14 protein-coding genes and 1 tRNA gene are annotated in these 13,168 nt (G+C 67.8%); 6 read left to right on the top strand and 9 right to left on the bottom strand.

All coding sequences use genetic code 11. From position 1 onward, the window contains the following. Window positions 1-36: 36 nt before the first annotated feature. Window positions 37-2,781 (top strand): preprotein translocase subunit SecA, encoded by a 2,745-nt coding sequence (gene secA, locus RF701_RS01320; RefSeq protein WP_210358700.1) that lies wholly within the window; start codon window positions 37-39, stop codon window positions 2,779-2,781. Between the two features lie 216 nt (window positions 2,782-2,997). On the opposite strand, the gene RF701_RS01315 is transcribed toward secA, so the two are convergent. Then, complete coding sequence (locus RF701_RS01315) at window positions 2,998-3,582, bottom strand: hypothetical protein (protein WP_203311166.1); 585 nt, start codon at window positions 3,580-3,582, stop codon at window positions 2,998-3,000. A 113-nt stretch (window positions 3,583-3,695) separates the two neighbouring features. Continuing rightward, window positions 3,696-4,112: a secondary thiamine-phosphate synthase enzyme YjbQ gene (locus RF701_RS01310; protein ID WP_308813818.1), complete on the bottom strand. Its 417-nt coding sequence runs from the start codon at window positions 4,110-4,112 to the stop codon at window positions 3,696-3,698. A 133-nt stretch (window positions 4,113-4,245) separates the two neighbouring features. Here RF701_RS01310 and RF701_RS01305 point away from each other — a divergent pair, with 133 nt between their 5' ends. Then, the gene (locus tag RF701_RS01305) at window positions 4,246-4,368 is read left to right on the top strand and encodes a hypothetical protein (RefSeq protein WP_275298334.1); all 123 of its coding nucleotides are present in this window, start codon (window positions 4,246-4,248) and stop codon (window positions 4,366-4,368) included. 188 nt (window positions 4,369-4,556) lie between these two features. Here the strand turns inward: RF701_RS01305 and RF701_RS01300 are convergent, their stop codons facing one another. The 4 genes from RF701_RS01300 to moaA all read right to left on the bottom strand — a co-directional run bounded on the left by RF701_RS01300 (window position 4,557) and on the right by moaA (window position 7,167). Further along, window positions 4,557-4,763 (bottom strand): hypothetical protein, encoded by a 207-nt coding sequence (locus RF701_RS01300; protein ID WP_203311168.1) that lies wholly within the window; start codon window positions 4,761-4,763, stop codon window positions 4,557-4,559. 405 nt (window positions 4,764-5,168) lie between these two features. After that, window positions 5,169-5,243, bottom strand: a tRNA-Asn gene (locus tag RF701_RS01295). Between the two features lie 128 nt (window positions 5,244-5,371). After that, window positions 5,372-6,151: an NAD kinase gene (locus RF701_RS01290; RefSeq protein ID WP_203311169.1), complete on the bottom strand. Its 780-nt coding sequence runs from the start codon at window positions 6,149-6,151 to the stop codon at window positions 5,372-5,374. Then, window positions 6,148-7,167 carry a GTP 3',8-cyclase MoaA gene (moaA, locus tag RF701_RS01285; RefSeq protein ID WP_374758574.1) on the bottom strand — a complete coding sequence of 340 codons (1,020 nt, stop codon included), beginning with the start codon at window positions 7,165-7,167 and terminating at the stop codon, window positions 6,148-6,150. Before moaA ends, RF701_RS01290 begins: the two co-directional genes overlap by 4 nt. Before the next feature lie 78 nt (window positions 7,168-7,245). Here moaA and RF701_RS01280 point away from each other — a divergent pair, with 78 nt between their 5' ends. Then, window positions 7,246-8,913, top strand: coding sequence for an EAL domain-containing protein (locus RF701_RS01280; RefSeq protein WP_210358697.1), 1,668 nt, complete (start codon window positions 7,246-7,248; stop codon window positions 8,911-8,913). Further along, entirely contained in the window at window positions 8,910-9,341 is a 432-nt protein-coding gene (locus RF701_RS01275; RefSeq protein WP_308813817.1) for a DUF4440 domain-containing protein, read from the top strand. The genes RF701_RS01280 and RF701_RS01275 overlap by 4 nt, the downstream gene beginning before the upstream one ends. Window positions 9,342-9,363: 22 nt before the next feature. Here the strand turns inward: RF701_RS01275 and RF701_RS01270 are convergent, their stop codons facing one another. Then, window positions 9,364-10,197, bottom strand: coding sequence for an energy transducer TonB (locus RF701_RS01270; protein ID WP_308813816.1), 834 nt, complete (start codon window positions 10,195-10,197; stop codon window positions 9,364-9,366). A gap of 40 nt (window positions 10,198-10,237) precedes the next feature. Here RF701_RS01270 and argJ point away from each other — a divergent pair, with 40 nt between their 5' ends. Further along, entirely contained in the window at window positions 10,238-11,467 is a 1,230-nt protein-coding gene (gene argJ, locus RF701_RS01265; protein ID WP_308813815.1) for a bifunctional glutamate N-acetyltransferase/amino-acid acetyltransferase ArgJ, read from the top strand. 14 nt (window positions 11,468-11,481) lie between these two features. Next, window positions 11,482-12,279 (top strand): inositol monophosphatase family protein, encoded by a 798-nt coding sequence (locus RF701_RS01260; RefSeq protein WP_308813814.1) that lies wholly within the window; start codon window positions 11,482-11,484, stop codon window positions 12,277-12,279. Window positions 12,280-12,300: 21 nt separating this feature from the next. On the opposite strand, the gene RF701_RS01255 is transcribed toward RF701_RS01260, so the two are convergent. Together RF701_RS01255 and trxA are read right to left on the bottom strand one after the other, a co-directional pair. Further along, window positions 12,301-12,441, bottom strand: coding sequence for a hypothetical protein (locus RF701_RS01255; RefSeq protein WP_210358693.1), 141 nt, complete (start codon window positions 12,439-12,441; stop codon window positions 12,301-12,303). A 368-nt stretch (window positions 12,442-12,809) separates the two neighbouring features. Next, complete coding sequence (gene trxA / locus RF701_RS01250) at window positions 12,810-13,133, bottom strand: thioredoxin TrxA (RefSeq protein WP_203311175.1); 324 nt, start codon at window positions 13,131-13,133, stop codon at window positions 12,810-12,812. Between the last annotated feature and the right edge of the window lie 35 nt (window positions 13,134-13,168).

Here is a 13,168-nt window from a genome sequence, read left to right as displayed (position 1 = left end):
CGCGTGCGCGCCGGCCTTCATCAGGACATCACGCTTATGCTCGGCGGCCTCGCCAAATCCCTGTTCGGTTCGTCCAACGACCGGTACGTCAAGTCCCTGAACCCGATCATCGCCAAGATCGCCGCCTTCGAGCCGCAGCTGCAGGCGCTGTCGGACGAGGAACTCGCCGGCCAGACCGCCAAATTCCGCGAGCAGCTCGCCAATGGCACGAAGCTCGACGACCTGCTGCCCGAAGCCTTCGCCACCGTACGCGAGGCGGCGGTGCGCGTGCTCGGCATGCGTCATTTCGACGTGCAGATGATCGGTGGCATCGTCCTCCATCGCGGCGAGATCGCCGAGATGCGGACCGGCGAGGGCAAGACACTGGTCGCGACGCTCGCCACCTATCTCAATGCGCTGCCGGGCGACGGCGTCCATGTCATCACCGTCAACGACTATCTCGCCAGCCGCGACGCGGAGTGGATGGGCCAGGTCTATCGCTTCCTGGGTCTGACGGTCGGTACGATCATCCCCAATCTGACCGACGAGCAGCGCCGCGCCGCCTACAATAGCGACATCACCTACGGCACGAACAACGAGTTCGGCTTCGACTATCTGCGCGACAATATGAAGTACGAGCGCTCGTCGATGGTGCAGCGCGCCTTCAGCATGGCGATCGTCGACGAGGTCGATTCGGTGCTGATCGATGAAGCGCGCACGCCGCTGATCATCTCCGGCCCGACCGACGACAAGTCGGAACTGTACATGGGCGTCGACGCGATCGTGAAGCAGCTGAGCGCCGACGATTACGAGAAGGACGAGAAGCAGAAGTCGATCATTTTGACCGAGGACGGCACCGAGAAGGCCGAGCGGCTGCTGGAGGCGGCGGGCCTGCTGCAGGGCGCGAACCTCTACGACTTCGAGAATACGCAGGTGGTCCATCACCTCAACCAGGCGCTGCGCGCGAACATGATGTTCAAGCGCGACACCGATTATATCGTCAAGGACGGCAAGGTCGTCATCATCGACGAATTCACCGGCCGCATGATGGACGGGCGCCGCTGGTCCGACGGCCTGCACCAGGCAGTCGAGGCGAAGGAGGGCGTGACGATCGAGCCCGAGAACCAGACGATGGCCTCGATCACCTTCCAGAACTATTTCCGCATGTATCCCAAGCTCGCCGGCATGACCGGTACCGCGGCGACGGAAGCGGCCGAATTCTACGACATCTACAAGATGAACGTCGTCACCATCCCGACCAACGTGCCGGTGCAGCGCGTCGACGAGGAGGACGAATTCTACAAGGACACCAACGACAAGTTCCGCGCGATCGCCAAGAAGATCCGCGAGCATGCCGCCAAGGGCCAGCCGGTGCTGGTCGGCACGGTGTCGATCGAGAAATCCGAGCTGCTGAGCGAATTCCTCGTGCAGGAGGGCGTCGACCACAAGGTGCTCAACGCGCGTTACCACGAGATGGAGGCGCATATCGTCGCGCAGGCCGGTCGCAAGTCGGCGGTAACGATCGCGACCAACATGGCCGGCCGCGGCACCGACATCAAATTGGGCGGCAACCTCGAATTCCGGATGCTCGACGAGCATCCCGACCTGGTCGAGGGTACGCCCGAATATGAGGCGGCGGCGGCGCGCATCCGCGAGGAGATCGAGGTCGAGAAGCAGGAAGTGCTCGCGGCGGGCGGCCTGTTCGTGCTCGGCACCGAGCGGCACGAGAGCCGGCGCATCGACAACCAGCTGCGCGGCCGTTCGGGCCGCCAGGGCGACCCGGGCCTGTCGCGCTTCTACCTCAGCCTCGACGACGACCTGCTGCGCATCTTCGGTCCCGACACGTTGTTCGCGCGCATGATGCGGTCGAACATCGAGGACGGCGAGGCGATCGGGTCGAAGTGGCTGACCAAGGCGATCGAGACCGCGCAGAAGAAGGTCGAGGCGCGCAACTACGACATCCGCAAGCAGGTCGTCGAATATGACGACGTGATGAACGACCAGCGCAAGGTTATCTACGAGCAGCGCGCGGACATCATGGATGCCGAGACGGTCGGCGACGTCGTCAGCGACATGCGCGCGGAGACGGTCAACGTGATCGTCGGCGAGGCCTGCCCGGTCGGTTCCTATCCGGAGCAATGGGACGTCGCCGGCATGAAGACGCGGCTGGTCGAGACGCTGAACCTCGACATGCCCGTGGAAGACTGGCTGACGGAAGACGCGATCGATCCGGAGATCGTCGAGGAGCGCGTGCGCGAGGCCGCCGATGCGATGGTCGCGCAAAAGGCCGCGCAGCTCGAGCCGGAGACGTGGCAGCAGGTCGAGAAATCGATCCTGCTCCAGAATCTGGACCATCATTGGAAGGAGCATCTGGCGACACTCGATGCGCTGCGCCAGGTCGTCCATCTGCGCGCCTATGCGCAGAAGACGCCGATCAACGAGTATAAGCAGGAGGCGTTCAGCCTGTTCCAGCGGATGCTCGACGCGATCCGCGAGGACGTCAGCCGCACGATCGCCTATGCCGAGTTCCAGATCCAGGCGCCGCCGCCGCTGCCGGAGCTGCCCGATTTCATCACGACGCACTTCGACCCGTTCACCGGCGAGGACAATTCGGCGGACATCGACGCCGCCACGCTGGGCCGCGTCATGCCGCAGCTGCCGCCGATGCAGATGGTGCAGCCCGAGGCGCCGGACCTGGGCGACGATCCGGCCGGCTGGGAAGGCCGCGTCAACCGCAACGCCCCCTGTCCGTGCGGATCGGGCCGCAAGTACAAGCATTGCCATGGCGCGGTAACCGCCTGAGGCGAAGGGCCGCTAGCCGCGCCCCTTGGCACGGGCGCGGATCGCGAGAGCGACGCCGCGGCACCGCTGCCGGGGTCCATATCCGCGCACTGCACCCATCTGGTGTGCGATCCGGCGAGGGGATGGATCGGTGCAGGGCGGGGCCAACGAAAAGGGGCCGGTCGCGCGATCCGCGACCGGCCCCACTTTGCGTCCGGCGTCGACCGCCGCGCCGCGTCAGTTCGCCTTGGGCAGCACCACGCTCGGCCCGATCGTGTCGACGACCGAGCGGGCGTTGAACGCGCGCAGATTGTCGCGCGGGATCGGCCCGTGGCGCATGACGATTTCCGCGGTCGCCTCGTACCGGTCGATCTGGCGGATATCGAACCCATTGTCCCATGGGCCGAAGCCACCGAACCACGGGTCCCAAGTGCGCCAGCCGAAGCCGCGGCCGTAATAGCGCCACGCCGGGCCCCAATAACCGCCGAATCCACCGAAGCCGCCGATCCCAGGCGTCGTATAGACCTGCGACTGGCGATCGGTGTCGCGGTTGGCCATGACGAAATAGTCGAAGCCGTTCTGCAGCGTCAGTTCGGCGGCGCGGAACAGCAGGTAGCGTTCGACCGTGTCGCGCGACGTGACGCTGTTGCCGGCGAAGCTGACGATGAAGCGATCCGGCTCGATCCGCCGTTCGCTGTAACCTGTCCGATTGAAGCCCTGGCCCGTGGCGGGCCGGTATGTGGTCTCGGTCGCGCAACCCGCGACCATCAGCGTGCTCGCGGCCATCGCCGCGATCATCGCCTTACGGCCAAGATGCATCATGTTTCCCATACTCCATTCGCGCGCGGGTGCGGCGAACCCGCCGTTCTTACGCTATGCGAGTCGAACGAGCGATGAACGACTTGGCTCCATCATGGCACGCTCCATCGCCGCGTTCAGGCGCCGATCAGGTGCAGCGCGAGGCTGCGGCGGTGCGGCCGGCGACGATGTTCAAAGAGATAGATCCCCTGCCACGTGCCGAGCGCGAGCGCGCCGTCGATCAGCGGAATGGTCAGCTGCACGCCGGTCAGCGCGGTGCGCAGATGGGCCGGCATGTCGTCCGGTCCCTCGTCGTCATGCTCGTAGACCGCGTCCTCTGGCGCGATCCGCTCGAAATAGGCCTCCATGTCGCGGCGCACTGCCGGCGCGGCATTCTCCTGAATCACCAGCGACGCGGAGGTGTGACGGCAGAAGATCGTGAGCAGGCCGTCGGCGAGGCCTTGCTCCGCCACCCAGCCCGCAACGCGCTCGGTGATCTCGAGCAGCCCCTTGCCGCGCGTGTCGATGGCCAGCATGCCGAGCGCCTGCCGCATTCGCTTCCCTTTCGATGTTGACGACCCAGCATGTGGGGCGGGCATGCGCACGCGGCAAGCAACCGCTCGCCTACGCCACCAAAGCTACCGCCGGACGTTAAGACTGGTCGATAACATATTGAGAGATCAACCGATGGCCGACGAGGACCCCTTCCGGAACAAGCCGCAGCGGCAGGCGATCCCGCGCATGCTCGTCTTCCTGGCCGTGCTGGTCGTGCTTGCGGTGGCGATCGCGATCGGCTTCGAGCGAAGCTAAGGCGCGATCCGTGCGTCGATCGCGGCGGCGCCCCCGCGCGTCCACCCCGAACGCTGCGTTGCGGCGGCTAGCCGGAGTTTGGAAAAGGGCGGCCGCGCGACCGGGCCAGCCTCGTCGCCTCGGTTTCGGAACGGTTGGTACGGGCGCACCACGCCGCTCTCGATCCCGGCGACGGCCGACGCTGTCGATCAGTGCGCGACGAGGGCGGCGATCTCCGTTGCATTGAGCGTGCGCCGCGCATTCGGCTCCGGGCCCTCGAGCACCAGATAGGCGTGGGCACGCGTGACGTCATCGAGCCGCCGCCAGAGGTCCAGGCATTCGCCGACCGATGCCCGCAACGGACGATGCAGCGAGGCGACGAGTTGTGCGGCGGTCGCACGATGCATGAGGTCCACGGGCGACGATCCTGTACAAACGAAGCGGCATGCCATTGCACGGCATGCTCGCGTCGCCCCTACCCTAATCGCGCGCCGTTTCCGATGCGTTAAACGTAATCAGTATGTGAAGGTTCGGTGCAGTCGCGCCAGGCGGCGACACCCTCTTCCCCCGGCTGGCTCAGCCCGGCAGCGAGTCCTCGGCGTCCACCGAAGGCTTGCTCGTGACCGCGAGCAGGACGGGCACCGCGAGCACTGCCGCGGCCATCGCGCCGATCGCCAATTCCAGGTAGATCATGTGAAACCTCTCCCGCGGGCGCGTTGTGCGCCTCGCCAGCGGCCATGATGTCGCGTCGCGAAAGGCTTGGCAACCGCTAATCGGGAAGGACACAGTGACGGCAGGTCAGCTTCGCAAGGGCGAAGCGATGGCTCCCTGAGTTGGATTCGAACCAACGGCCGCTCGATTAACAGTCGAGAGCTCTACCGCTGAGCTATCAGGGACCGTTACCGTCGCTGTGTGGAGGGGGTCTATAAACGGCAATTCGGATCGCGCAACCCCGTTTTCGCGGGTTTTCCACAATGGTGTGTCGGAGGCGTTCCACCTGCCCGCCCCGTCCCGTCGACGCGGGTCAGGCGATGAACTGTTCCATGGTGATGCGATCGTCCAGCGCATGTTCGGGATCGAACAGCAACGTAAGCTCGCGCGCGCGATCCATGCCGATCGCCACCTCTGCGACGTCGCGGAACTCGCGCTGGTCGGCGACCGCCGACACGGGTCGCTTGCCAGGATCGAGGACGCGGATCGAGATCCGCGCCTTGTCGGGCAGGATCGCGCCACGCCAGCGCCGCGGGCGGAACGGGCTGATCGGCGTCAGCGCGAGCATGTTCGAGCCGAGCGGCAGGATCGGCCCCTGCGCGGACAGGTTGTAGGCGGTCGACCCCGCGGGGGTGGCCACCAATATGCCGTCGCAGGCGAGCTCGTCGAGCACGATCCGGTCGTTGACCGTCACTTCCAGCTTGGCGGTCTGCCGCGTCTCGCGCAGCAGCGACACCTCGTTGATCGCCGGCGCCTGATGGACGCGGCCGTCCATGCCGGTGACGGTGGCGCTGAGCGGCGTCACCTTGAACGGCTTGGCGCGCGCGAGCCGTTCGCCGAGGTCGAAGCGCCGCCATTCGTTCATCAGGAACCCGACCGTGCCCAGGTTCATCCCGAACACGGGTACCGCCGGACGACGCTGATCGAGCTGCGCGTGGAGCGTCTGGAGGAGGAAACCGTCGCCGCCCAAGGCGATGATGACATCCGCCTCGGCCGGATCGACCCAGTCGGCGGCATCCGCCAGTTCGGCGGCGGCGGCCTGCGCGGGTGCGGTGGGCGAGGCGACAAGCGCGCGCCGTTCGAAGGCGTTCATCCGCCGGTGACGCTCATGTGCCGCGTCGTCGCGGGCGCGGCGCCTGCGCCGATGGTGAAGTCGTGCCGCGCGGGCTTGCGCATCAGCCCGTGATCGATCGCCGCGTCCAGGCCCGGTATGCCGCCGTCGCGGAGCGCCGCCTTCAGATCGACGCGATCCTCGTGACCCAGGCACATGTACAACGTGCCTTCGGTGGTCAGCCGCACGCGGTTGCAACCGTCGCAGAAATTGGCGGTCAGCGGCGAGATCAGGCCGAGCCGCGTCGCACTCTCGCCGACCCGCCAGTAGCGCGCCGGACCGCCCGTACGGTGCGGGTCGCGGGCCAGGGGGAAGCGCGCGGCCAGCGCCTCGAAGACACGCGTCAGCGGCACGAACCGATCGACGCGATCCTCGTCGATCGCGCCCAGCGGCATCGTCTCGATCAGCGACAGGTCATGCCCTTCGTCGACGCACCATTGCAGCATGGTGCTGATCTCGTCCTCGTTGAGCCCGGCGAGCGCGACCATGTTGATCTTGACCGCGAGCCCGGCCGCCTTCGCCGCCGCGATGCCACCGAGCACCTGGCCGAGGTCGCCATGCCGGGTAATGAAGCGGAACCGGTCTGCATCGAGGCTGTCGAGACTGACGTTGATGCGCCGGATGCCCGCAGCGACCATCTCGTCCGCATATTGGGCCAGCCGCGTCCCGTTGGTCGTCATCGTCAGCTCGTCGAGGCCCTGGCCGACATGACGGCCGAGGCGGCGCACCAGATCGCCGACGTCGCGTCGCACCAGCGGCTCCCCGCCCGACAGGCGGATCTTCGTCACGCCGCGCGCCATGAAGCGCTCCGCGATGATCGCGATCTCGTCGAGGCTGAGCAGCTTTGCCCGCGGCAGGAACGTCATCTGCTCCGCCATGCAATAGCGACAGCGCAGGTCGCAGCGGTCGGTGACCGATATGCGCAGATACCGGATCGCCCGGCCATGCGCATCGACCAGCCGCTGATCGGGAAAAGGTGGAGCGGAGGCCATGGTCATCGAGCTAGGACGTCAACCCGGCGCGGACAAGTCCGTTCCACATTGCCCGAAACGGTCGCACCGCCTAGTCGTGGCACGATGGGGCGGAGAGACGAGCGCGGCACGGTGATAATCGTGTCGCTGGAGGATCATGATCGACTGGCGGCCGTGGCGCGCGCGGACGGCTGGATCGTCAGCGCGGCTCAGCAGGCGGACGTGCACGCGGCGATGGCGGAGAACGCCGCGGTGGCGCTGGTCGATGCGCGCCGCGACACCGAATCGGGGATCGAGGCCGTGCGCGCGCTGGGCGGATTCGCCGCCGCGACGGGCGGCGCGCTGGTCGCGCTGCTCGACAGGGTCGACGACGACGCGACGCTCGATGCGCTCTACGCCGCCGGCGCGACGCATTTCGCCTGCGACGCCGCCGACGATTCGGTCCGCCAGACGCTCCGCTTCGCACGCCGCCACGCCAATCGCGCGGGCGCCCGCCCCGACGATCGCCGCCTGCCCAGCGAGCGGGAAGACGAACAGGTCGCGGTCGCGGAGCATTGGATCGCGGCCCGACTGGCGCAGGGCGCTCCGATCGGCGTGCTGATGATCGCCCTGTCGCGACTCGACATCCTGAACGCCGCCCGCGGTCGCGCGACGGGCGACGTGCTGATCGCGGAGGCGCACCGCCAGGTGGAGGCGATCGTCGCCGACCTGCTCGGCGATGCGGCGATCGTCGCGGTGCCAAGTGGCGGCGAACTGATCGTCGCCGCGGCGGCGGACGCGGCGACGCTCGATCGGCTGGCGGCCAGGCTGGACGGCGCGCTGGCGAAGCCGCTCGCGGTGGCGGGGCGGCTCGCGGTGCTCGGCAGTCGCTGGGCGATGGCCGGCAGTGCGCCGGGCGACGATGCCGATCGCCTGCTGCGCCGCGCCTCGGAGGCGCTCGCCGCCGCCAAGGCCAGCGACAGCGGCATGGTCCGCGTCGTCGGTCCGCAAGGCGCCGCGCCGCTCGATGCGATGGCGGTCGACCTGCACTATGCCATCGAGCAGGGCGAGATCGACATATTGTTCCAGCCTCAGGCCCGGATCGGTGACGGCGAGGTGATCGGGGTCGAGGCGCTGGCACGCTGGCGGCACGGCCGGCTGGGCGCGCTCGGCGCGGACGTGCTGTTCGCCGCGGCGGAGCGCGCCGACCTCGGATTGGCATTGTCCGACCACATCCAGTCGCTGGTGCTGACGCGCGCCGCGGCGTGGCGCGATGCCCGCGCCGCCTTGCGGGTCGCGCTCAACCTGACGCCGGCCGATCTGGGCCGCCCGGGCTTCGCGAACGCGTTCCTCGCCCGGGTCGTCGCCAGCGGCTTTCCGCCGGCGCGACTGACCGTCGAGATTACCGAATCGAGCGCGATCCGCGACCTGGAAGCCGCGGCCGGCGTCCTCGACGCGCTGCGCGATGCGGGGATCAAGGTCGCGCTCGACGATTTCGGCACCGGCTATTCCAGCCTCGCCTATCTGACGGCGCTGCCGCTCGACTATCTCAAGCTGGACAAGGCACTGGCGGTCGGCGACGGCGCGCGCCATCGGGGGGTGGTCCGCGCGGTGATGACGCTGGCTCGGTCGCTCGGCCTGCCGGTGATCGCGGAGGGCGTGGAGACGCAGGCGCAGCGGGCGCTGCTCGCGGCGGAAGGATGCGCCATCTACCAGGGTTTCCTGCTCGCACCCCCGCTCGACGAGGCGCGCCTCGCGATGCTGGTCAATCCCGTCACGGAGGACGAACGATGATGCCGATCCTGCTCGCCGCCGCGCTGGTCGCGCCCGCCCGCATCCCCGCCCCCGCCCCCGACGCGGATCCGCAACCCGCGATCGAGGCGGCGATGGTCGCGAGCGCCGCGGGCTGGACCAGCGGCGACATGGCGAAGTTCCTAGACATCTACGCCGGTGATGCCGTCTTCGTGACCAAGGACGGCCTCGTCCGCGGCAAGGCGGCGATCGCCGCCCGCTACGACAAGGGCTATGGCACCGACCCGACCAAGCGCGGCGCACTGAGCTTCCAGATGCTCGGCCACCGCCGGATCAGCAACGTCCACCAGATGCTGTGGGCGCGCTGGACGCTGCGCTATCCCGGCGGCCGGACCGACACAGGCATGACCTCGCTGCTGTTCGAACGCCGGCCGGAAGGCTGGAAGATCATTTCCGACCATAGCAGTTGAGGGCTCAGCCTTAGCCCGTCGGCTATGGCGCCGGTAGCAGCAGCATCCGAGACGCGAGCCGGACGCGCGCCGTCGTAGGCCGGCCGTTGCGCATCGGGGGCGCAAACAGCTTCCGGCCGATCGGAGCCGACGCGCAGGGATCGCCACTTGGCGTTCCCTGACGCACAACCTTGCAGCCGGACACCGCTCCCTCTGGCGTCACCGCCACCTCGATCACCTGGTCGACCAGGAACCTTGGCGCCTGCCCGACCTCCATGCGCTGGGAGGCGGCAGGATCCAGCGCCCATCTGACACCACGCATGCGATACGTATCGCTCACCGCGACCCCGTCCTGCCGCGCCGGTGAGAAGCGGGCGTGGCGCCGTGCCAGCGCGCAGGTCTGCTCATCGAGGATCTTCGACCCGCTCGACGTCGTGACAGTGCAGCCCGCGACACGGCCCTGCGCATCGATCGCCAGCAGCACGGAGACGCGACCCTCCTCACCTCGGCGCTGCGCCTCCGCCGGATAGGCATCGGGCGGAAACCAGGAACCCTGATCCCCTATCGGCGCCGCGGGCACGAACCCCTTCTTCAAGACGCGTGGGGACGCCACCTCAGCCGCTTTCCTTGGACGAGCGCCGATAACTTGCGGCGGCGCGGCCAGCTCCTGTCGCTGACGGTCGCGATACACCTGATAGCCGCGGACGGCGAGCATGGCCGCCACGATGGTTCCTGCGATGACGATCGCGGCGATGGCCAGAAGCACACCGATCATCAGGGACCTGTTGTCACCCGACAGGCGCCGGCGCGGGCGGGGGGGCGGCCGCGTGCCGGCATACAATATCGTCGGTGCTGCCGGCTCGTCTGCGTCGATCATGTGTCTTTGCCCTGTCCCGGAACCAGCTTATGGGGGCGCCATGTCCTCGTCCATCTCTCCGCTAGCCCCAGCCGCCTTCCCCCACCTGCCCCCGATCGCCGGCGTCGTGCCGCATGTCGCGCGGGCCCGGTACAAGGCGTGGGACCGCTGCGACCTCACCTTCGTCGCGCTCGATCCGGGTACGTCGGTCGCGGGCGTGCTGACGCAGAGCAAATGCCCCTCGCCCGAGGTCGAATGGTGCCGCAAGGCGCTGACGCTGGGCCAGGCGCGCGCGTTGGTCGTCAACGCCGGCAATTCGAACGCCTTCACCGGCAACCGAGGCCGCACCGCGGTCGAGGCGATCGCGGCGCGCACCGCGCAGCATCTCGGCTGCCAACCCTCCGACGTCTTCGTCGCGTCGACCGGCGTCATCGGGGTGCCGCTGCCGATCGACAAGGCGGAAGCCGGCCTGGACGCCGCCTTCGCCGCGGAAGCCTGCGACTGGCAGGCGGCGGCCGAGACGATCGGCACGACCGACACCTATCCGAAGGGCGCGACGACGACCGCGATCGTCGAAGGCCGGACCGTGACCCTGGTCGGGATCATCAAGGGATCGGGCATGATCGCCCCCGACATGGCGACGATGCTGGGCTTCATCTTCACCGATGCCGCGGTCGACCCGGCGTTCCTGCAAGGCGCGCTCGGCGCGGCCAATGCCCGCACCTTCTCGTGCATCACCGTCGACGGCGACACCTCGACCAGCGACACGGTGCTGGCCTTCGCGACGGGCAAGGCCGGCAACACGCCGCTGGTCGACGCCGACAGCGACGGCGCCGACGCCTTCGCCGCAGCGCTCGCGGACCTCTGCCGCCGGCTTGCCCTGCTGGTGGTGCGCGACGGCGAGGGCGCGCAAAAGCTCATCGAGATCACCGTCGAGGGCGCGGAAAGCGACCGCAGCGCGCATCGCATCGCCATGTCGATCGCGAACTCGCCGCTGGTCAAGACCGCGATCGCGGGCGAAGACGCCAATTGGGGCCGCATCGTGATGGCGGTCGGCAAGGCGGGCGAGCCGGCGGAGCGCGACCGGCTGGCGATCCGCTTCGGGGCGACGCAGGTGGCCGAAGGCGGCCTCGCTGTCGAGGGCTATGACGAGGCGCCCGTCGCCGCGCATCTCAAGGGGCAGGAGATAGAAATAGGCGTCGACCTGGGTCTCGGCGATGGCCGCGCGACGGTGTGGACCTGCGACCTGACGCACGGCTACATCTCGATCAACGCCGATTATCGCAGCTGAGGACCGGCGCCGCCATGACCCACGACCACCACGACGCCGTCGTCGCGCTGATGCGCCGCGTCGGTGCGGATATCGTCATGCCGCATTTCCGCAATCTGTCGCCCGACCAGGTGATCGAGAAGGCGGCGGACGACCTCGTCACGGTCGCAGACCGCGCGAGCGAGGCCGCGCTGACCGAGGGATTGAGCGCGATCGACGCGCACGCCCGCGTCGTGGGCGAGGAAGCGGTGTCGGCCGACGCCTCGCTGCTGGAGGGGCTCGATCATGGCCGGGTATGGATCGTCGATCCGATCGACGGCACCAACAATTACGCCAGCGGTCGCACGCCGTTCGGCATCATGGTCGCGCTTGCCGATGATGGCATGGTCGAGGCGGGCTGGATCCTCGACCCCGTCAGCGGACGGCTCGTCCACGCGGTTGCGGGCGGCGGTGCGTTCGTCGACGGCGTGCAGGTGACGGCGCATGGATCGTCGGGACCGCAGCCGGTGGCGGGCGTGGCGAGCTATTTCCTGTCGACCGAGGAGCTGGCGGATATCGACGCGCGCGCGGCCGGCCGCTGGCAGATCGTCCCGATGCCCCGCTGCGCGGCGGAGCAATATCCCCGGCTGGTGCTCGGCGACAACGACGCCGCGCTGTTCCGTCGTACCCTGCCGTGGGACCACGCCGCCGGCAGTCTCTTCCTGCGCGAGGCGGGTGGCGTAGTTCGCCGGCTGGACGGTGCGGATTACCGGATCGGCGACGGCCGGAGCGGCATGATCGCAGCGGCATCGGCGGACCTGTGGGAGCAGGCATTGGCGATCCTGGAGGGCTAGCGGTCGCGTAGCGGCACGCGTTCAGCCCGCCTGAAGCAGCCAGTGCCGTACGAGCCGCAAGATCTCACGCCAGAAGATACCAAGCACGCCGCCGAAGGCGACCCAGACGAGCACCTCGTGCAAACGTGTCCGGACGGGAGCCCAATCTTCGGAATCGTCCATAGTCGAAGGGCCTCCCTGTCTTACATGTGTCGGATATCGACCTATAAAGCTATAGGAAAGGCCTTATCTATAATTATCTCGGAACAAACGGTTTTGGATGAGGTCCGTTCTCGAGTTTTGGCGACCGTGTGGGCGCTGCCGAAGGCATTGCCGGTGCATGACAGTCGAACGTAGAACGCGAATATTATCGCATGACCAATGACCAGCGGATTCCATTCATATCAACTACTGCCAACAACCCGCGAAACATCAACGAAAAATATATTTACGCCGGCGTCCTTCCGGACGAGGGCGCACAAAAACGGGGTGGGCGAGCCATGTCGCGCCACCCCGCTCCGTTTCACGTGGTCCTGACGAGGACGGCGCTCTTATGCCAGCTCGCCTTCCAGCCACGCCTTGATGCGGCCCTTCGGCTCGGCTCCGACCTTGGTCGCCGCCGGGGCGCCGCCCTTGAACAGGATCATGGTCGGGATGCCGCGCACGCCGTAGCGGCCGGGCGCGTCGGGATTGTCGTCGATGTTGAGCTTGGCGATCGTCACCTTCTCACCCAGTTCCTCCGACAGTTCCTCGAGGCTCGGCCCGATCATCTTGCAGGGTCCGCACCATTCGGCCCAGAAATCGACCAGCACAGGCCCGTCGGCGTTGAGCACGTCGGACTGAAAGCTGGAATCGGTGATCGTCTTCGTCGCCATGAATAGTCTCCTTTGCGTCCCATCTAGGATGGCAC

The organism is Sphingomonas sp. GV3, assembly GCF_031082075.1.
In the GTDB taxonomy this organism is placed as follows: Bacteria; Pseudomonadota; Alphaproteobacteria; order Sphingomonadales; family Sphingomonadaceae; genus Sphingomonas; species Sphingomonas beigongshangi.
This window is presented reverse-complemented; position numbering and strand designations above follow the sequence as displayed.